The sequence below is a fragment of the Paenibacillus sp. O199 genome (assembly GCF_001636635.1).
In the GTDB taxonomy this organism is placed as follows: Bacteria; Bacillota; Bacilli; order Paenibacillales; family Paenibacillaceae; genus Paenibacillus; species Paenibacillus marchantiae.
Map to the genome: position 1 here is coordinate 1 of NZ_LGRP01000055.1, position 19,739 is coordinate 19,739.

At 47.3% G+C, this 19,739-nt stretch carries 19 protein-coding genes; 12 read left to right on the forward strand and 7 right to left on the reverse strand.

Annotated features, from left to right (window positions below):
• A partial coding sequence (locus A6049_RS30845) for a phosphorylase family protein (RefSeq protein WP_481853501.1) occupies positions 1-349 on the forward strand: 349 nt, incomplete at its 5' end.
• On the forward strand, positions 346-1,188 hold the full coding sequence (locus tag A6049_RS30850; protein ID WP_063568235.1) for a 1,4-dihydroxy-6-naphtoate synthase: 843 nt from the start codon (positions 346-348) through the stop codon (positions 1,186-1,188). The genes A6049_RS30845 and A6049_RS30850, both read left to right, overlap by 4 nt.
• Before the next feature lie 261 nt (positions 1,189-1,449).
• Here the strand turns inward: A6049_RS30850 and A6049_RS30855 are convergent, their stop codons facing one another.
• A complete protein-coding gene (locus tag A6049_RS30855; RefSeq protein ID WP_063568236.1) occupies positions 1,450-2,070 on the reverse strand; it encodes a pyroglutamyl-peptidase I in 621 nt (206 codons plus the stop codon).
• A 21-nt stretch (positions 2,071-2,091) separates the two neighbouring features.
• Positions 2,092-3,093 carry a Gfo/Idh/MocA family protein gene (locus A6049_RS30860; RefSeq protein WP_063568237.1) on the reverse strand — a complete coding sequence of 334 codons (1,002 nt, stop codon included), beginning with the start codon at positions 3,091-3,093 and terminating at the stop codon, positions 2,092-2,094.
• A gap of 228 nt (positions 3,094-3,321) precedes the next feature.
• Here A6049_RS30860 and A6049_RS30865 point away from each other — a divergent pair, with 228 nt between their 5' ends.
• From A6049_RS30865 to A6049_RS30905, 9 genes are all read left to right on the forward strand, one after another.
• On the forward strand, positions 3,322-4,062 hold the full coding sequence (locus A6049_RS30865) for an ABC transporter ATP-binding protein (protein ID WP_063568238.1): 741 nt from the start codon (positions 3,322-3,324) through the stop codon (positions 4,060-4,062).
• 9 nt (positions 4,063-4,071) lie between these two features.
• On the forward strand, positions 4,072-4,821 hold the full coding sequence (locus tag A6049_RS30870) for an ABC transporter permease (protein WP_063568239.1): 750 nt from the start codon (positions 4,072-4,074) through the stop codon (positions 4,819-4,821).
• 33 nt (positions 4,822-4,854) lie between these two features.
• Positions 4,855-6,573 carry a helix-turn-helix domain-containing protein gene (locus A6049_RS30875; protein ID WP_063568240.1) on the forward strand — a complete coding sequence of 573 codons (1,719 nt, stop codon included), beginning with the start codon at positions 4,855-4,857 and terminating at the stop codon, positions 6,571-6,573.
• Positions 6,574-6,775: 202 nt separating this feature from the next.
• A complete protein-coding gene (locus A6049_RS30880; RefSeq protein ID WP_063568249.1) occupies positions 6,776-7,747 on the forward strand; it encodes a FecCD family ABC transporter permease in 972 nt (323 codons plus the stop codon).
• A gap of 2 nt (positions 7,748-7,749) precedes the next feature.
• A complete protein-coding gene (locus tag A6049_RS30885; RefSeq protein ID WP_063568241.1) occupies positions 7,750-8,766 on the forward strand; it encodes a FecCD family ABC transporter permease in 1,017 nt (338 codons plus the stop codon).
• Between the two features lie 90 nt (positions 8,767-8,856).
• On the forward strand, positions 8,857-9,804 hold the full coding sequence (locus A6049_RS30890; RefSeq protein ID WP_063568242.1) for an iron-hydroxamate ABC transporter substrate-binding protein: 948 nt from the start codon (positions 8,857-8,859) through the stop codon (positions 9,802-9,804).
• 202 nt (positions 9,805-10,006) lie between these two features.
• Complete coding sequence (locus tag A6049_RS30895) at positions 10,007-10,441, forward strand: MarR family winged helix-turn-helix transcriptional regulator (protein ID WP_063568243.1); 435 nt, start codon at positions 10,007-10,009, stop codon at positions 10,439-10,441.
• A gap of 70 nt (positions 10,442-10,511) precedes the next feature.
• On the forward strand, positions 10,512-12,233 hold the full coding sequence (locus A6049_RS30900) for an ABC transporter ATP-binding protein (RefSeq protein WP_063568244.1): 1,722 nt from the start codon (positions 10,512-10,514) through the stop codon (positions 12,231-12,233).
• Positions 12,217-14,052 (forward strand): ABC transporter ATP-binding protein, encoded by a 1,836-nt coding sequence (locus A6049_RS30905; RefSeq protein WP_162842471.1) that lies wholly within the window; start codon positions 12,217-12,219, stop codon positions 14,050-14,052. The genes A6049_RS30900 and A6049_RS30905 overlap by 17 nt, the downstream gene beginning before the upstream one ends.
• A 97-nt stretch (positions 14,053-14,149) precedes the next feature.
• Here A6049_RS30905 and lpxA read toward each other — a convergent pair whose 3' ends face one another.
• The 4 genes from lpxA to A6049_RS30925 all read right to left on the reverse strand — a co-directional run bounded on the left by lpxA (position 14,150) and on the right by A6049_RS30925 (position 18,650).
• Positions 14,150-14,926 (reverse strand): acyl-ACP--UDP-N-acetylglucosamine O-acyltransferase, encoded by a 777-nt coding sequence (lpxA, locus tag A6049_RS30910; protein WP_063568245.1) that lies wholly within the window; start codon positions 14,924-14,926, stop codon positions 14,150-14,152.
• Positions 14,923-15,948: a UDP-3-O-(3-hydroxymyristoyl)glucosamine N-acyltransferase gene (lpxD, locus tag A6049_RS30915; protein ID WP_063568246.1), complete on the reverse strand. Its 1,026-nt coding sequence runs from the start codon at positions 15,946-15,948 to the stop codon at positions 14,923-14,925. The genes lpxA and lpxD overlap by 4 nt, the downstream gene beginning before the upstream one ends.
• 20 nt (positions 15,949-15,968) lie before the next feature.
• Positions 15,969-16,799, reverse strand: a complete 831-nt coding sequence (gene lpxC, locus A6049_RS30920; RefSeq protein ID WP_063568247.1) for a UDP-3-O-acyl-N-acetylglucosamine deacetylase — start codon at positions 16,797-16,799, stop codon at positions 15,969-15,971.
• A gap of 279 nt (positions 16,800-17,078) precedes the next feature.
• Positions 17,079-18,650, reverse strand: a complete 1,572-nt coding sequence (locus A6049_RS30925; protein WP_240321591.1) for an ATP-binding protein — start codon at positions 18,648-18,650, stop codon at positions 17,079-17,081.
• 259 nt (positions 18,651-18,909) lie between these two features.
• Here A6049_RS30925 and A6049_RS30930 point away from each other — a divergent pair, with 259 nt between their 5' ends.
• Positions 18,910-19,245, forward strand: coding sequence for a hypothetical protein (locus tag A6049_RS30930; protein ID WP_063568248.1), 336 nt, complete (start codon positions 18,910-18,912; stop codon positions 19,243-19,245).
• A 63-nt stretch (positions 19,246-19,308) separates the two neighbouring features.
• On the opposite strand, the gene A6049_RS30935 is transcribed toward A6049_RS30930, so the two are convergent.
• Positions 19,309-19,739: ABC transporter permease subunit (locus A6049_RS30935; protein WP_481853507.1), on the reverse strand; the 431-nt coding region annotated here is incomplete at its 5' end.

The window sequence follows — 19,739 nt, forward strand, 5'->3', positions numbered from 1 at the left end:
CGGCTCGTCCCGTGTGGCGGCGGACACGGTGCTTGCCGCGCGCCTGCGCCATGAGCTGCAGCGGGCAGGGCTCGCTGTCAGCGGAGGCACGGCGGTCACCGTATCCACGGCGACCGGAACTGCCGAGACGGCCGCGGAGCTGCTGCGCCGCGTGCCGGATGCCGCCGCCGAAGGCATGGAAGGCTTCGGCGTAGCAACTGCAGCCCAGCAGTTCGGCATACCAGCACTCGAACTGCGGGCTATATCCAACGCGGTCGGTCCACGCGACCGCGACGCCTGGCGCATCAAGGATGCTCTGGATGCGCTCCAGGCTGCAAGTTCCATTTTACGGGAGGTACTTACATCATGAAAATTGCATTTTCCCCTTGTCCTAACGATACATTTATCTTTCACGCCTGGGTGCATGGACTGATTCCTGGTGCACCTGAGCTTGATGTCCGTTATGCGGACATCGATATTACCAACGGCCTTGCGGCAAATCCGGATGGACCAGATACACCTGAAGTTATGAAAATATCCTATGCAGCACTGCCTTATGTGCTGAATGATTATGCGCTCTTGCCTGCGGGCGGCGCACTTGGCAGAGGATGTGGTCCGCTGGTTCTGACCGCTAACGGTACAACCGATCCAGCCTATCTCTCAGGACGCCGAGTTGCCGTGCCGAGCGAACGTTCAACAGCCTACCTGTTATTCCGTCTCTGGGCAGCACAAAATGTTCCTGGCGGTGTAGGCGAGATTGTCGTTATGCCATTCGACCAGATTATGCCTGCTGTACGGGACGGCAAGATCGATGCCGGCCTGGTTATCCATGAAGCACGTTTCACGTACCAGAATTATGATCTCAAACTTATGACAGATCTCGGTAACTGGTGGGAAAGCGACACTGGCCTGCCAATCCCGCTGGGTGCAATCATCGCCCGTCGTAACCTGGATGCTCATGCTCTTGCAGGTTGGGCACGTGCCTCGGTGGAATACGCATGGGCGCATCCGGATGAGTCCAAAGCATACGTCATGGAACATGCACAAGAGATGGACCCTGATGTAACTGCGCAGCATATCGGCCTGTACGTTAATGAATTCAGCGCCAACCTGGGCGATGACGGTTACGGTGCAATTACAGCATTGCTTGGACGAGCGATGAAAGAAGGACTTGTTCCCGAGTTCGATCTAGATTTGTTGCGGATCTAATTCGCACGGTATCAATACAAAATAGGAGGCTGTACCCAATTTCGTTTTCCTATTTTCTGTTGGGCACGATCTCAGTGCTATGCTATTGACCTGCGTGTCCAAGGTGCTAACGAATCGTTAACACCTTATTAAAAGTGACTCTAATTCGTTAGATAATACAAAGGGCTGTCCTATAAAGTCATATTCATGACAATAGGACAGCCCTTCTTAATCTATTCCAACAACAAACCGAACCTATACAAAATGTTGATCCAAACTCAATTACTCCGCCACTACCGAGCGAATCATAACCCGAAGAGCATCCAGCATCATGGGAATGGGTAGTGATGGCACCGAAGGCTGATGCACAGCCATCTCTGTTGAAGCTGGAAAATGTACAAATCCGGCACGAATCGGAAGTTGTTTCAACCGAATATGATCCAGCACCCGGTACATCGTATTGTTACAAATATACGTGCCTGCCGTATTGGACACCGCAGCCGGGATGCCTGCTGCCCCCATGTTATTCACCATCGCACGAATTGGCAATGTGGAGAACAGGCCATCCGGGCTGCCTTCCACTATGAGCTCGTCCACGGGATTCTGCCCTTGGTTGTCCGCATAGGAGCCAGGAGGAATATCTTTGACATTAACAGCAATCCGTTCAGGTGTAATAGCTGTCCTGCCTTTAGCCAAACCACAGGCGATGACGACATCCGGTTGATAGGATTCCATCTCTGCGATTAGCAGATCCGCACATTCATCGAAGTGCACAGGCAGCAGCACTGTTTTCAGCTCCGCTCCCTCTATCACTTCATGCGCAAGTGCCTCCATCAGTTCTCCCGTCGGATTCACCGCATCCCCGCCAAAAGGTTCAAATCCGGAGATCAGAATTTTCACCATCGCTTTTCCACTCCTGTCTATTTACTCGGATTTGTACCGCAGGCCCCACTGCCCACGAATCGTGTCCATCAACTTCATGATTTCCAGGGATTCGTCCAGTTGGATCGTTCTGCTCTCCGTACGTCCTTCCAGGATGCAGCGACCTGCTTCCTCCGCTTCAAACGCATATCCAATACACGTCCGGTCATCGATAAATGTCTCCGGTTCGTCCTGACCGTTCACATGTAGATAAGCTTCTTTGCCTGCCAGGAAAAGTGGTAAACGAATGTACCCTTCTGTGCCATATATGACAGCCTCGTTACTCAAGTTAAGACGAATGGCTCCATTCAGCGATGCAGAACGACCTTCAGAATAAGACAACAGTACGGAGAACTGTTCATCCACACCCGTCTGTCCAATGTTCGCCGTACTCCACACATGCTGCGGCTGCTCGCCAAAAATCATGGACGCGAAGGAGATCGGATATACGCCTGCATCAAGCAAAGCACCTCCACCCAGATCCGGGTTAAGCAACCTGCCTTCCGGCTCCCAGCCTACGCGGAAACCAAAGTCTGCTTTGACCAAACGTACCTCGCCGATTCTGCCTTCCGCAATCCATGCTCTGGCTTGGGTAATCGGTGGCAGAAAACGTGTCCACATGCCTTCCATGAGGAAAAGATTGCGCTCACGCGCCTTATCCACCAATTGCTCCAGCTGACGGGCATTCATCGTAAACGGTTTCTCACAGAGTACTGCTTTACCCGCTTCCAGACAAGCAAGCACATTTTCCTTATGTAACGGATGCGGTGTTGCCACATAAATAATGTCCACTTCAGGGTCCTGCAGCATCTCATCATATGAACCGTAAGCGCGTGCAAAACCATATTCAGCTGCAAACTTCTCTGCGCTTTCAGATGTTCGTGAACCCACCGCAGCTTTTACGGCGTTTCCGGCATGCTCCAGATCTCGTGCGAACTGGGATGCAATCCATCCCGTACCCATAATGCCCCAATTTACCTTGTCCCGTCCAACAACTTTCGTCATCGTAAAGCCTCCCCTGATATCAACATATTTTAAAAAGATCACGATCTCGATTAGGCCAACACGGAGTCTTCTTTATTTTACCAAAAAGAACCGCTTGCGTCAGACCCGTTTCATCTCTTACATTCCATGTTGTCATTTCAATGATCTAATTGAGATTCACTCTCATTTCAATTTTTTCGTATTTTTGCTAAGATGATTGCAGATCACGGATGAAAGGACGACCCGACTTTGTCCACACTTTTAACCATTGATAAACTAGTAAAACGTATCGGTTTAACCGAGCAGCGTATTTTATTTGAACATGTGAACGCAGAAGTGGATCAGGGAGAACGTATTGCCATACTCGGTGCATCCGGCCAAGGGAAGAGCACATTGCTCCGCATTCTCGCCCTGCTGGATATTCCTGATGAAGGAGACCTGATCTGGAAAGGAATTTCTTATCGGGATTCGGACCCTCGTATCTGGCGCACACGAATGACTTATGTCGCACAGCAAGCTGTCATGCTGGCAGGCAGTGTGGAAGATAACCTGAAAACAGTGCATCTGCTTCACAGGCAGCCATACGATCAGGATCTCGCCCGCCGCCTGCTTGCAGGTATGGGACTGGAGAATCTTGATATTCATAAGCGGGCCATTGACCTCTCCGGTGGGGAGAAACAGCGCATAGCTCTTATTCGTTCCATGATGCTGCGTCCTGAGGTCCTGCTTCTGGATGAAGTGACTGCTTCCCTGGATCGGACCAACGCACGCCTGGTGGAAGAACAATTGACCCGCTGGAGTCAGCAGGAAGGTACTTCGCTCGTCTGGGTTACCCATGATCAGGAACAGGCACAATCATTCAGTACAACCACCTGGTTTATGGGCAATCAGACACTGCTGGAGCGCCAGCCGACAGCTCATTTTTTTGACAATCCGGCCACGGACCTGGCCAGACAATTCATTATGCACCCTGCCCTTGCGGCAGAATAAGGAGAAATCATGTCACTCATCGCTTTGAGTTTTACCATTATATTTGTGATGGTCACCATGCTCATCTCTGTCTGGCAGAAGCTTGATCTGGAAAAGGATATTGCTATAGGCACCGTTCGTTCCGCTGTACAGCTGTTGCTTGTCGGATATGTACTTCAATTTATTTTTAACTCGGATCACCCCGTTCTTATCATTGCCATTGTCGGATTCATGATTATCGTAGCCTCTATTAATGCTGGCAAACGCGGCAAAGGACTTCGCTGGATTTCCTTATATATTGCGGCTGCAATTACGGTCACGGAGCTGCTCATGATGGGGCTGTTGTTAGGTCTGGGTATTGTAGAGCCTACTCCGCAATACATTATTCCATTGAGCGGGATGACCATCGGTAATGCCATGGTGGTGTCCGGGCTGTTCCTGAATCAGATGAAGCGCGAGGTCGAATCCTCCAAAGGAGAGATTGAATCCCTGCTTGCACTGGGCGCAACGCCAAGACGTGCTTTTCAGGACGTATTGAAACGTTCTGTAAAATCCAGCATGATCCCCACGATCGATGGCATGAAAACGGTAGGACTCGTACAGCTGCCTGGCATGATGACAGGCATGATTATTGCGGGTGCTGATCCGGTTGATGCGGTGCGTTACCAGATTCTGATCGTGTTTGCTTTTACCAGCTCAGCCGCCATTACCAGCATTCTGCTCAGCATGATGACGTACCGACAGTGGTTCACATCGGATATGCGGCTGCGCTCGCTATGATATATCAACCTCGCGAGGAAAGGAGGTCACACCATGTTAACCCATCCAAGCACCAATAATAACGGCAATACCTCCAACACGTTGACCCAACCGGATCACTCGAAACGCACCGATGAATCCATTACACCAACGGAAATGGATGCTTTTCTGAACGATGCGCTGCTCGAATTGCGTCTGGCAGAGCTGGTTACCGTGAATACGCATTGGCAATGGAGTCAGACTGAGCTCCCTCACCATACCTTTGTCTACATGCATAAATTCACGGGCAAGCTGGTAGCGAACGGTATCGAATCCCTTGTCACACGTAAGTCCGCCTTCTTGTCTACACCGGGAACTTCTCTGGAGCTTTTCTCTGATGCGGACCATGAGATTGAATTGTATATCATTCATTTCGATCTGTTTCGGGTTGCTGAGAAAACGAAAGAACGGCGAATATATGAGCGAGAGCTTGGTTCACCTGTAACTGGGTGGATTCAGGGCCCTTACTATGGGATACAGCGAATTGCCGCACAATTAACAACAGAAGCTTCACAGACCAGCTTGAAAGTGCAGCTGCTTTTGACCGATCTGCTTCATACGCTCTGGCCGCAGGAAGGTCAGGAGCATGCGGAAGCACAGGACGAGCCAGAACAGTGGCTCAGATCCACCTTGCAGTATATGCGGGAAAACTATATGAACGAAATCAAGCTGGAGAAGCTGGCCGAACTGGCAGGTATGCATCCGTCGTATTATTCACAGCTGTTTAAGAGTCGGATGCAGAAAAATCCTATCGAATATATCACTCATTTACGAATGAATCGGGCCAAGGAATTGCTCATGACTTCAGATCTGCGTATTCGTGATGTAGCCCGCCAGGTAGGCTATCGGGACGAATTCTATTTCAGCCGCCGCTTCAGGAACCATGCCGGTTATGCGCCAACTTCCTATGCCAAGCAGGTACATCGAAATATCGTCTCACTCTCCTATCCATACACCGATCACCTGATGACTCTTGGCATCACACCATGTGCAGCGCAGATCCAGGGCCATCTGCCCCATGTTCCCAAATCGTTGACATTGCCATTCCATGCCTATGAACCATGGGAACAGGGACGTCAGGCATTTCTTGATGTGAATCCCGACTTGATTCTAACCAAGGACAACGCCGCCGCTAAGGCGATGGAACATATCGGAGATGTAGCTCCAATCATTACCGTCCCTTGGAATCAGACAGACATGTTTGGTCATTTGCAGAAAATAGCCTCTCTCGTGGATCGTACTCAAGCGGCTAAGGAGTGGCTGGATCGGCATGAGCGTAAGGCGGAGCGGGCTCGCAAAAAGATCAGAGATACAGCAGGTCAGGTCACCGTGGCGATCTGTACCTTAACTGCAAAAGGACCGCGCATGTACAGCAATCGCAACTTCGGTCATGTATTTTACCGCAGCCTGCAGCTGTCACCTCCAGATCGAATTCAGAAAGAACTGACAGGCAAACCTGACGGTGTGGGATTCAACTGGATGTCTTTCACGCCTGGAGAATGGGATGGCCTCGAAGCGGATGTGCTACTGATTGCGGTTACGTCCATGCACGAACGTACTACTCTGTTACAGCAGATTACTGTTGATCCGTTGTGGGAAAACTATCCTGCGGTAAAAGCTGGACGTGTTCATGTCATAGACTGGAATTCATGGGTGGTATATGCTCCTTATTCCATCAACATCCAGCTTGATGAAGCGCTCTCTATGTTGACGAACAAACCAGCATTTCTGTAATCTAAAAAATGTCCATCTCTATAATCTTAATTTATGCCATGTACGGGCCTGAATTAAGATTTTATAATGTTCACTAATTGATAATGATAATCAATAACAACAGCAATGCGTTGTTGGTAACAAAGGAGTGACCCGCATTCAACATCCGGGACTGTCACAACGTCCGTCCAAATCAAGAAAATCCGCAGTGACGGTTGGCCTGATGTTTTTGGCGGCCATTGTCGCACTGCTGCTTAGTATGTTTGTCGCCATTTCTCTTGGTGCCAAGGGGCTGACACTGGAGACCGTGTGGACTGCCATATTTCAGTACAATCCGGCTTTGACGCCGCATCAGATTATTCACGAGCTAAGGCTGCCACGTGTCATTGCTGCTGCTGTGATCGGCGCAGCCTTTGCTGTGGCGGGAGCGCTCATGCAGGGAATCACACGTAATCCGCTGGCAGATACCGGCATTCTGGGGATCAATGCAGGCGCTACCTTTGTCGTGGCGCTCAGCTTCGCCTTCTGGCCAGGATTGCCTTATGGCTGGATTATGTTCCTGTCATTTGTAGGGGCTGTGCTTGGCACGCTGCTCATTTTCCTGCTGGGCATGGCGGCACCCGGAGGACTGACGTCCATCAGGCTTACCGTTGCGGGTGCCGTTATTGCAGCCATGCTGAGTTCGCTTAGCACCGGTGTCGCCATATATTTTGACTTGAGCCAGGATTTAGCCTTCTGGTATGCGGGTGGTTTCGGGGGAATTGAATGGCGGCATCTGAAGCTGATTCTGCCTGTTCTGCTGGTTACTCTCGTGCTCACTTTGCCTATGGCCCGTCGGATATCTCTCATGTCGCTAGGAGAAGAAGTTGCGATTAATCTCGGAATCAACCTCCGCTGGACCAGACTGTTTGCCTTGACGGCGGTTGTTGTGCTGGCTGGCGTATCCGTTTCTGCTGTAGGCTCGATCGGCTTTGTTGGACTGGTCATACCACATATTTCTCGCAAATTGGTTGGCGTGGATTATCGACTCATCATTCCGATGTCCTCCCTGCTCGGAGCCGTCTTGCTGGTGCTCGCCGATCTAGGATCACGCATTGTGAACCCGCCTCAAGAACTGGCTGTAGGCATTATGGTTGCCTTTGTCGGTGTACCTTTCTTCCTCTATCTGGCCCGTAAAGAAAGGAGGGCCCTATAGCGATGAACACGAATACACCTTCACGAGGCAAACGTTCCATAGCGGTCAGCGTTGCGCTGCTCTGTATCGCCTGTGCCGTTATCGTTATCAGCCTCAACTCGGGAACAATTCGCCTATCACCAATAGCCGTGCTTCACACCCTGATTGGCTATGGTACGCCGGATGATCAGATTGTATTGTTCGACTATCGACTGCCACGCATTCTGGTTACTGTACTCGCCGGAGCGGGACTCGGTGTTGCCGGTGCTGCACTGCAAGGCATTACACGCAATCCGTTGGCCGATCCGGGCATCCTCGGTTTGCATGCAGGAGCGGCTTTTGGATTGATGGTATTCGTAAGCTTCTCCCATTCCATGAATGGTTCGGTGGCCTTGCTGATTCCGTTGTTTGCTTTTGCAGGCAGTGTCGCCGCGGCGTTGATTATCATGCTGCTATCCTATGACCGACATAACGGAGTATCCCCCATTAAACTTATTCTGGTGGGCATTGCCGTAGCAGCCGGGTTCCATGCCCTGACGCTCTATCTGTCCCTGCGTTTGGATGAAGACACCTATTCCTTCGCCGCCCGCTGGCTGGCAGGTAGCGTCTGGGGCAGAGACTGGGTTCATGTTCAGGCGCTGCTTCCATGGGTTGTGCTGTGCATCTCGTACATATGGAGCCGCTCCAAAACGCTGGATGCCTTCAATCTGGGAGATGCTGCCGCGACCAGTATTGGTACACCCGTCAGATCCCAACGTGTTATTTTGCTATTGTGCACGGTAGCATTGTCTGCCGTCAGTGTGTCTATGGCTGGCGGGATCGGATTCATTGGTCTGGCGGCGCCGCATCTGGCCCGCAGACTGGTTGGCCCGATGCATCGCCATCTGATCCCAGCCGCCGGACTCATCGGCATGGTGATCCTGGTTGCTGCCGATACGGTCGGGCGAACGATCTTTCAGCCTAATTCCATTCCGGCAGGTGTTGTGGTCGCGGCGATCGGCGCACCTTACTTTTTATATCTGCTGGTACGAACCAAGTAATAAATTTATCGGAACAATCCGAATAATTTCACCGGTACACCCAACATAAAAACAACATCCATGAGATGTTCAAGGAGATTGAGATTACCCATGTTAAAGAAAAACCTTATGCTCTTCATGAGCATCTGTCTGGTGCTTGTACTCGCAGCCTGCGGGAACGCCAATAATTCATCCTCTGCGTCGGAAGGTTCTACTACGGACACTTCGAACGCTACACAGGATACCAATTCCGCTTCCGGGGATCAACGCATCGCATCCATGTCGATCCATCTGACCAATGACCTGCTGTCTCTCGGCATTACACCGGTTGGTTCGGTGATCGGCGGGGAAGCCAAAGCCTTCCTGTCCCATGTTGCTGACCGTCTTCAAAATACAACGCCGCTCGGTCCCGTTAAGGACCCGGACATGGAAGCCTTGCTTGCCCTGAAACCAGATGTCATCTATCTGGACGAAGAATTCTCCGGTGATGATATTGCCAAATTCGAGAAAATCGCCCCTGTACACGTCTTCAATCTGGATGATGGCACTTGGCGCGACCATCTGAAAGACATTGGTAAACTGGTCAACCGCGAGAAAGAAGCAGAGCAATACATTCAGGATTATGCAACTGAAACGGAAGAAGTGAAATCCCTGATTCACGATACAATCGGTGACGGCACCGTAATGGCTATCCGTGTTACCGCCAAAGAACTGCGTGTATTCAGTACACGCCGTCCAATGGGCCCAATTTTGTATGAAGATCTGGGGTTAACTCCAGCTAAAGGCATTGAGGAATTCGATTCGTCCAAACCGTATCAAGTTGTTTCACGTGAAATACTGCCGGACTTTGATGCAGATGCAATCTTCGTTGTTGTGAACTCGGATGATGAAGCTCAGAACATGTTCAAAGAACTGCAAAATAATCCGATCTGGCAAGGACTGAAGGCTGTCAAAGCAGGTCATGTCTACCCGATCGGTGCTCAACCTTGGCTGGACTATTCTTCAATCGGCAATAAAATGGCCATGGATGAAGCCAAAGAAATGTTTTCTAAGAAATAGAATGATCCTTACCCACGACATATAAAAAAACACCAAAAAACCTCTCTTTGTAGATAGGAACAGAGTCAGCTAACATGCTCTCTTCATCCACTCAAAGCAGAGGTTTTTTTGTATCCATTTTAAAAAATCAAAATCACTTGACGATATGTCAAATGAAACTTATCATTTAGTTAGTCGACTAATTAAAAGGATGGAAGCGCTTATGAAATCAGATCGAAATGAACGGTTAATGGGACAGTTATCAGAACTCGTCAAGCTACAGCGTTACAAGGTTCATGAGAAACTTATCAACCACCCTGAGTTGTATCCTGGACAACCGCCGCTGCTATTCCAGCTTGAACGGGAAGATGGTCAGACCCAGAAACAACTGGCCGAACAGCTTCGCCGCGCCCCTGCAACGGTAACGGTAATGCTGAAACGTATGGAAAGCTCGGGTTTTATACGGCGTGAAGCTGACCCGAAGGATCTGCGCAGTCTGCGTGTCTATCTGACCGATCAAGGCCGTGCTGCGCTTAAGGAACTGAGAGAAGTATTCCAAGAGCTTGATCGCCAAGCCCAGAAAGATTTTACACCTGAAGAATCGCAGCTGATGTCAGCGCTCGCCCAGCGTATGGTTCAGAATCTGCGAGAATATTAAGTGAGATTCATCTGTCTGCATAAATTTTTGCAACATGATTATTTCATATCGAATGAGGTGATTTTTCCCATTGTGGACGTTAAAACGATTTCTTACCCCGTATAAGTCAGCGGCCATTCTTGCTCCGCTACTCATGGTCCTTGAGGTTGCTATGGACCTGCTTCAACCCAAGCTGATGTCCAGCATTGTGGATGATGGTGTTCTTGCAGGGAACCTGTCCCACATTATGACTACAGGTTTGTTTATGCTTCTTTTTGCGTTAATCGGATGGGTTGGCGGTGCAGGATGTACGCTGTTTTCAAGCAAAGCTGCCGTTGGATACGGAACCGATCTGCGCCAGGAATTGTTTGATCATATCCAGAAGTTCTCGTTCCGTAATCTGGATACCTTCCAGGAAGGCTCGCTTATTACTCGCCTGACGAGTGATATCACCCAGATGCAGACCTTTGTACAGATGCTTCTGCGTATGTTTATCCGTTCGCCGATGCTGATCATCGGCAGTATTATTATGGCGTTTACGATCAGTGTCAAATTGGCGCTCATTCTCATTTTGTCCGTGCCGATTCTGTTTATCATCTTATATATCCTGATATCCGCTTCCTATCCGCTGTTCGCCAGCGTTCAGAACAAACTCGACAAGGTGAACGCGGTTCTTCAAGAGAATCTGGCCGGCATTCGTGTCGTCAAAGCTTTTGCACGCGCACGTCAGGAGAAGAAGCGTTTCCAGCAAGCCAATGAAGACTATACCCATACGGCAGTGAAAGCTTGGCGCATCGTATCGCTGAATGCACCGGTATTAAGCCTGATGCTGAATGCGACCATTGTAGCGGTGCTGTGGTTTGGGGGCTTTCAGGTGGTAGGAGGCGATATTGCCGCCGGGGATTTGATTGCTTTTATCAACTACGTAACGGTTGTACTCTCGTCGCTCACTTCAATCGGCATGATGATGATGAGCTTCTCCCGCGCCAAGGTATCTGCAACACGCATCAACGAGGTGCTTCACACCCAGCCTGATATTCAATCGGGAGATGATATGTCTCGTAAAGGAGCAGGTCAGGTGGAATTCAAGGACGTATATTTCCGCTATGATGGAGAACATACCCTCTCCGGAATTACACTGACGGCTCGGCCGGGAGAAAAAGTGGCCCTGCTCGGATCTACAGGATCAGGCAAAACCTCACTTGTACAGCTGATCCCCCGCTTGTATGATGCCTCACAGGGTGAAGTGCTCGTGAATGGAGTGAACGTGCGTAACTGGGATCTCCAGGATCTTCGCAGCCGTGTGTCCATCGTATTACAGGAATCCATCCTGTTCAGTGGCAGCATCCGGGATAACATCTGCTTCGGCAGACCTGATGCAACGGAAGCTGAACTACGTGCCGCATCTCAAGCGGCGGCGGCTGATGATTTTATTATGAATCTGAAAGATGGATATGACACGGAGTTGGGCCAGCGCGGGGTCAATCTCTCAGGTGGACAGAAACAGCGAATTTCTATCGCCCGTGCCCTACTCATGCAACCGGAGGTTCTAATTCTGGACGACAGCACCAGTGCCGTCGATCTGCGTACCGAAGCAAGCATTCAGAAGGCGCTCCATTCACTAATGAAAAATAGTACGACCTTCTTGATTGCACAACGGATCTCTTCTGTAAAGGATGCAGACTGTATTTACGTGCTTGATGAAGGAGAGATCGTGGCAAGTGGTACACATGAACATCTCATGGCCCATTCGTCACATTACCAATCCATCTATTATTCGCAGCAACGGAAGGAGGATGTTCAATTTGGCTAAAAACGCTTCTTCCTCCATCCATCAGACCGTTGTCCCACCGATGATCGGAAGACCTGGGCCACCCGGCCGAGGTCCGGTTCCCAAAGTAAGAGCCAAGAACGCACGGCACGCGATCATCCGAGTATGGTCATACATGGGACGTCATCGCAAAGGGGTTATCACTGCTCTGGTACTGACGGCTCTTGGAACGTTACTTAATCTGGCAGGACCTTATCTGCTCGGCCGTGCGGTCAATGAACATATCGTTCCCAAAATTACGGACGGTCTGCTGAAAGACTGCATGTTATTGCTGACCGTATACGTCCTCGGCTCGTTCATGATGTGGGCTCAATCCTATGTCATGATCGGTGTTTCCCAACTGACCGTAAAAGATCTGCGCCATGCTCTGTTTTCACGGCTGCAACAGCTGCCGATCAGCTTTTTTGACAAAAATCAGAGCGGTGATCTGATGAGCCGGGCTACCAATGATATCGATAACGTGTCCACGACGCTGAATCAAAGTGTAACTCAACTGATGTCCAGCGCCATCTTGCTGGTTGGCTCTCTGTCCATCATGTTTGCACTGGATGTCCGACTGACACTGCTCAGTCTGGTCACTGTTCCCCTGATTACGATCGCCACTCGGCTGATCGCTTCAAGAACACGCAAACATTTTACCGCCCAGCAAAAGTTGCTTGGTGAGCTTAATGGCTACGCTCAAGAAACCATTGCTGGACAAAAGGTGGTTGCAGCCTATAATCGTCAGGAGCAGGCACAAAAACATTTTCAAAATTTGAACGAAAAGCTTCGCACTTCCAGTACCCAAGCTCAAAGCGTATCAGGTCTGGTCGGGCCAACGATGAACGTTATGAACAATATCGGCTTTGCCATACTGGCAGCCGTAGGTGGATGGATGGCTTATCATGATCTGACGTCCATCGGGCTGATTGTAAGTTTCCTTGCTTACTCCCGCCAGATTGAGCGGCCCATCAATGATTTGGCGAACCAGTACAACCTGATTCAGGCAGCTATTGCAGGTGCCGAGCGCGTATTCCACATTATTGATACACCAAGTGAATACGTGGAAGAACAGAAGAAACAACTGCAGCAGATTCAGGGGAAAGTTGTATTTGAAGATGTATCCTTTGGGTATAACTCCGAGAGGGAAATCCTGAAAAAGGTCAGCTTCACCGCCAAGCCAGGCGAGATGATTGCACTTGTCGGACCGACTGGAGCGGGTAAAACGACCATCATCAACCTGCTGCCCCGTTTTTACGAGATTACGGGCGGACGGATTACCATTGATGGCTGTGACATCTCCGAACTGGAGAAAGACCAGCTAAGACGCGAACTTGGCATTGTGTTACAAGATGCCTATCTGTTCTCCGGCACCATTCGTGACAATATTGCCTACGGCAAACCCGATGCAACGGACGAACAGATCCAGCAAGCAGCGAAGTTGGCAAATGCCCACTCCTTCATCCGCAAATTATCGCAGGGTTACAATACCCCGATCATTTCCGGTGGCAGCAATCTGAGTCAAGGACAGCGACAACTGTTAACCATCGCTCGTGCCATTCTTGCTGATCCGTCAATTCTTATTCTGGACGAAGCAACCAGCAGCATTGATACACGCACCGAAATGCAGATTCAGGAGGCGATGCGCACCTTGATGAAGGATCGCACCAGCTTTGTCATTGCCCACAGGTTAAGCACGATTCGTGAGGCCGATCAGATTCTCGTCATTGATGACGGCAAAATTGCCGAACGAGGCAGCCATGATGAGTTGATGCAACAGCAAGGTTTCTATTATCAGTTACATCAGGGACAGCTTACCTGATTGGGTTCGTGTTTATTGATAATTAAAACAAAGAAACACAAACAAAAACGCCGCTTTAGGTTCCGCTTAATTCCGGACCTTTGCGGCGTTTTCCATTTTATCGCTTCATTCGTACAATTCCGCGTGTAGATTTATATAGAAAATTCAATGTGTGTTCTTTAAATTCAGAAGGAGGTAAGTTGTTTATTTCTTCAATAGATTGATCAAGAGTTCGCTTTTGGCGAAATAAAATGGTATTAATCTTTTTTATCGTGCTTATTTCTTCATTTGAAAATCCATTTCTTCTTAGACCAACGGTATTGATTCCATGTATGTACGAACGCGGACCATCTGCTAAAGAATATGGAACGATATCTTGTGAAACTTTACTTCCCGCTCCAATCATTGCAAACCTTCCTATGTTACATGATTGGTGTACACCTGAACCACAACCAAAAGTGATATAGTCTTCAATATTAACATGTCCGCCAATCTGCACATTATTGACGATGACGTTGTGATCTCCCATCAATACATCATGTGCGATATGAGCATAATTCATAATAAAGTTGTTACTTCCTACTCTCGTGAAACAATCTCCTTTTGATGTGCCTTTACATATGGTGACATACTCTCTCACGGTATTATTATCTCCAATAATGAGATACGATTCTTCGCCTTGATAACTTTTATCTTGTGGATCTGAACCGATAATGGCACCATGTGAAATATAGTTATCCCCCCCCAATATCGTGTTAGCCCCTATGATAACGTAACTTCCAATCCTACACCCGCTACCTATTTTTGAATTTTCTTCAATAATACTGAAGGGTCCGACTTCGACATTTTCTCCAATTACTGCTGTAGGATGAATAATGGCTGACTGATGTATCATTTAGCACCTTCCTTTGTTTTGGAAAGTTCATCAAGTTTTTCATTTAGTTTTTTTATCGTTTGGGGGAGTCTGGAAAGTGCAGCGGATTCTCGTAGTTGTCTCTTATGTGAACGAGCCGTATACCCTGACACCATTGAGTTCGCGGGCATGTTTTTAGTAACCATGGTTTTAGCTAAAACAACGCAGCTATCTCCAATAGTAATATTATTAATTACCGCACTCCCGCCAGCCATTATGACACGATTACCTATTTTTGATGAGCCCCCAATTGCACTTGTACCTGCGATAATGCAGTGCTCACCAATTTGAACATTATGGCCAATTTGAATAAGGTTGTCCATTTTGGTCCCTTTACCAATGGTTGTTGAATCAATCGTTCCGCGATCAATAGTGGTGTTTGCGCCAATTTCAACATCATCAAAAATAATGACATTTCCGATATGCGGTATTTTAACTTGTTTTTGACCATCCCATTCAAAACCAAAGCCGTCAGCGCCAATCACTGCGCCTGAGTGAATAATGACATTATCTCCGATGAAAGTATCCTGTAGAACAGTGACATTAGGGTGGATCAAGCAATTCGTTCCAATGGTCACGTTTTTTCCAATAAATGAATGCGCAGAAATGACAGAATGATCCCCAATAGACACATCTTCTTTGATTACCGCGAATTCGTCGATCTGCACATTGTAGCCTAACGTTACCGAAGGCTGAATTGCTTCTGATGATACTACACCATTACTTTTGATTTTCTCACTAAACATTTCAATTAAACAAATAAAATCGAGTCTGGGATTTTTCACCTTAATAACAGGTACTTTAAATTCTATTATTGTCGTTTCTGGCACAATGAACGCTGAAGCATTACATTTATCTAATTTATTTAGATTTTTATCCGTTACAAAAGCAATTTCTCCCTCTTTAGCAGCATGAATTGAACCTACGCCTGTTATAACGACATTGCCATCACCTATTAGAATCCCATTTAACTGTTCAGAAATTTCATTTAAATTACATGGCATGATATCGTCTCCTTTTGTATTTAGATTAGATTATTTAATAATTCTCTAGCAAAAAGAGTGTTCAAATAATGAGAGGTTCCCGATCCTATGATTTTTGCATGAAAAGGAGGATTCAAAGCTAAATCGCCAATAAGATCCAGCAGCTTATGACGAGATAATTCATCATGAAAACGTAAATTGGGATAAATTTTCTTTTCACCAATAACTATTCCATGCTCTAAAGAAGCTCCTTGAATTAAACCTTTGCTTTTTAAGTACATTATTTCTTCTTCAAAACAAAATGTTCTAGCTGGTGCAATATCCGTTAAGTAATTGTTTTCTATAAAATTAAAATTGGATGTTTGATCTGAGAGGTAGGCAATTTTGTGTTCATTTTTAAAACACACGCAATAGGAGATCATTGAAGAGGGATGAGCTTCAAGAAAAGAATTACCGTGCTCAACTCTAATTTTTTGTTGTAAATGAAGATATGTTTTTTTAATTTTTTGCTGCAGATGGCCAACTTCTGAAATCTTTGCTGCAATACCGGTAGAGCTGCCATCAAAAATGGGTAATTCTTCACCATTAACATCAATAATCACGTTATCGATACCCATCCCTCGAACAGCAGACAGCGTATGTTCAACCATAGATACAGCGTATCCATGGTTGTTTTTAAGCTGTGTGCAACGTTCCGTATTGGATACATTACCGATTTTAGCTTCAATAATTTCATATGGATCTATATCCACTCTTCTAAAAATAATACCCGTGTTTGGTTGTGCAGAATGCAGAGTAATCTCTGACAAATTCCCACTATGTATAGCAATACCGTCTAATGTAAAACTATTACGAATCGTTTTTTGGTACATAGCATCGCCCCCTTTGACATAATTCTCACATTCGGATCCTATTTACATGTATTATATCGATTATGATTATCTGATGTTGTCGATATTTGGAGGCTCGTCAAATTCACACGGATATGTAGCTGAGAATAAAATGATCCGCAAGTACGCTGAAAAAAGCGTCACCGCGCAGAGTAGCATAAAAGAAACCTTAGCACGTTATCCGAGCTAAGGTTTCTAACCGAACCATTTTTTTAACTGTCTACTTGACGGGGAGTAGTTCAGCGTTTTTGTTTGTTGGAATTATGCCCCCATAGGTAAATGAAGGGTGAATGTAGAGCCGATCCCCATTTCACTATGAACGGTAATTTTGCCATGATGATCCTGAGCGATTTTCTGACAAAGAGCCAGTCCAAGTCCGGTACCTTCTTCCTTGGTCGTATAAAACGGATTAAAGATCGTCGCCAGAGAGTTCTCTGGAATGCCGCTGCCCGTGTCGGTAATCGAGATAAGTGCTTTATCTCCATCATGTAACAGATCAATATGCACCTCACCAGGGTCTTCCATCGCTTCAAAAGCATTACGGATCAGGTTGATTAGAACCTGTACGATCTTGTCCCGATCCATATTAACCACGACTGGCTCCCCAGTCATTTCAAGTGTAATTCGGTGGCCCCGTGATGCTGCATCCGACTCGGTTAACGACATGACACGTTCGAGACAATGCCCTACTCGTTCAGGTTTCATGTGATTGGTGTGTGGTTTGGAAAATTGTAAAAACTCAGCCGTTAGCTCTGTTACACGCGTGATCTCCCCCATGATGACTTCATACCATGGTGCGATATTGAAGGCCTGCCCCCGTGAAAGCTGCAGGAAACCTCGAATCGCAGTCAGGGGGTTGCGAATTTCATGAGCCATGCCCGCGGCCAGTTCACCAACAGCCCGAAGTCTTTCGGAACGAAAGACCTCCTCTTCGTTTTTCAACCATTTATTGCGCTGCTGCTGGAATAACCTGTCCTCCGCCACCGTAATAAAGTGCTGCAACGTCTCAGACATTCCCGGATACAGGGAAATGCTGTAGTTCACCTGCAACCCCCGTAACTCCCCTGACAGCAGTGACGACATGCGTTCTTCAATATCTTGTATTTCAGGCAAAATGACGGCATAGCGATCTCCTGCATAGCGGGATATACCGTATGCATCCGAAAACTGTGTCGTAATAATTTCGCCTGTATTTCCTATTACGCTGCACCAGTTGTCTTCGACCTCTTTGTCAAACCCGTTGAAATTCTGAATATTCAGGATAATCAGTAGAAAGGAGCGGTGCTCCTCCACCGTTTTATTAAGAGCATCCATGTACCCTTCATAATTCAGCAACCCCGTGAGTGGGTCATGGAGGGTGAGGAATTGAATTTTCTCCCGTAGCCTGCGCTTCTCTGCCTCGCTGTTAATCAAGGTATGATATAAAAATATAATGACAATCACAGTTAACATGTCAAACAGGGATACCAGCAAAGCATATGTATCAATCGGTACATATGAAAGCCGAATCACTGTATATTCGAGCACAAGTAGCATCGAAATGGGTAACGTCTGGGTAACACGTTGTTTATCTTGAATCATCGACATGATGAGCAGGTAATACAGTATATTGCACCAGTTCAGTTCACTGAAATAGTGGAATATACCAAGAAAGAGCCAATGGATATTACGCAGTGCAGGATAACGTTTCTCCCCATATATACTTGCTACAAATAACACACCAGCACATATCATTAACGCGAGATGGGGAGTAAGCCCTAGAAAGTAAGAGGACAGGATAACAAGCAGACATCCCAGCGGGAAAATAAGCATTTTCATCGTGTAACTTAGCAAAAGGCCTCGCCCCCTTTGACATTTTACTCACATCAATACCTCAATTACATGTATTATATCGATTATGTTTAGCTAATGTTGTCGATTAGTGGAAGCTTGTCAAATTCACATGAATGTATAAATTTATAATTAAAATAGGACAAACGGTTTATAGGAAAACGGAGATTGCGAAACTATCATACATCACATTGATCAATACTGTGTTACAATACATTAATGGATTTATTTAGGATAAAACCTTGGTTATGGAGGGATAAACATGATACAACAAAGAAAACCTTTGGGCATCGGGACACTTTCTTTGCTGGTGCTCGCAATGGGGTTGGCCTTTAATTTTCCCTGGGGCACAGAAAAGGTACAGATTAGCCACTATTTGTTTAATCTACTGAACTTGCCTATCTATAGTAATGGAGACCAGGGACTTCACCTTCCCTTCGTGGCGGCGGCAATCTTCTGGATACCTGCTGTAATTATCGCTAGCAAGTATCGTTCGCACTATGGTACAAAGGTAGCCTTTAACGTAGCCGCGTTTATGCTGCTTCTATGCATCGTTGGTCCTGTGGTTAATATGGTGGACAGGTTTGTAAATTCATAAAATAAAGAAGCCAGCACTCTTGAATGACAAGAGTGCTGGCTTCTTTGATTCAATACTACACTTCTATTTTTTCGCCATATACTTGCGGATATCAAATGCCACAGCAGCCACAATAATCAACCCTTTAATAATCAGCTGCCAGTAAGGACTTACACCGATAAAGGTCAGACCATAGTTGATGACTCCAAAGATCAGCACCCCTGCCATTACACCGGGCACCGTACCAATACCACCCGCTGTGGAGACGCCCCCCACTACACAGGCCGCAATAGCATCCAACTCATACATATTGCCGTAATTGTTCGTTGCCCCGCCCGTACGGGCGGCTTCCAGTACACCGCCCAGTCCATACAGTGCACCTGCAATGGCATACAACGCAATCAGGTTGCGTGCCACATGAATGCCGGACACATGCGCAGCCTGAATATTGCCACCGATGGCATACATATTCTTCCCAAGGCGGGTCTTATTGAAGACGACCCAACAGATCAGCG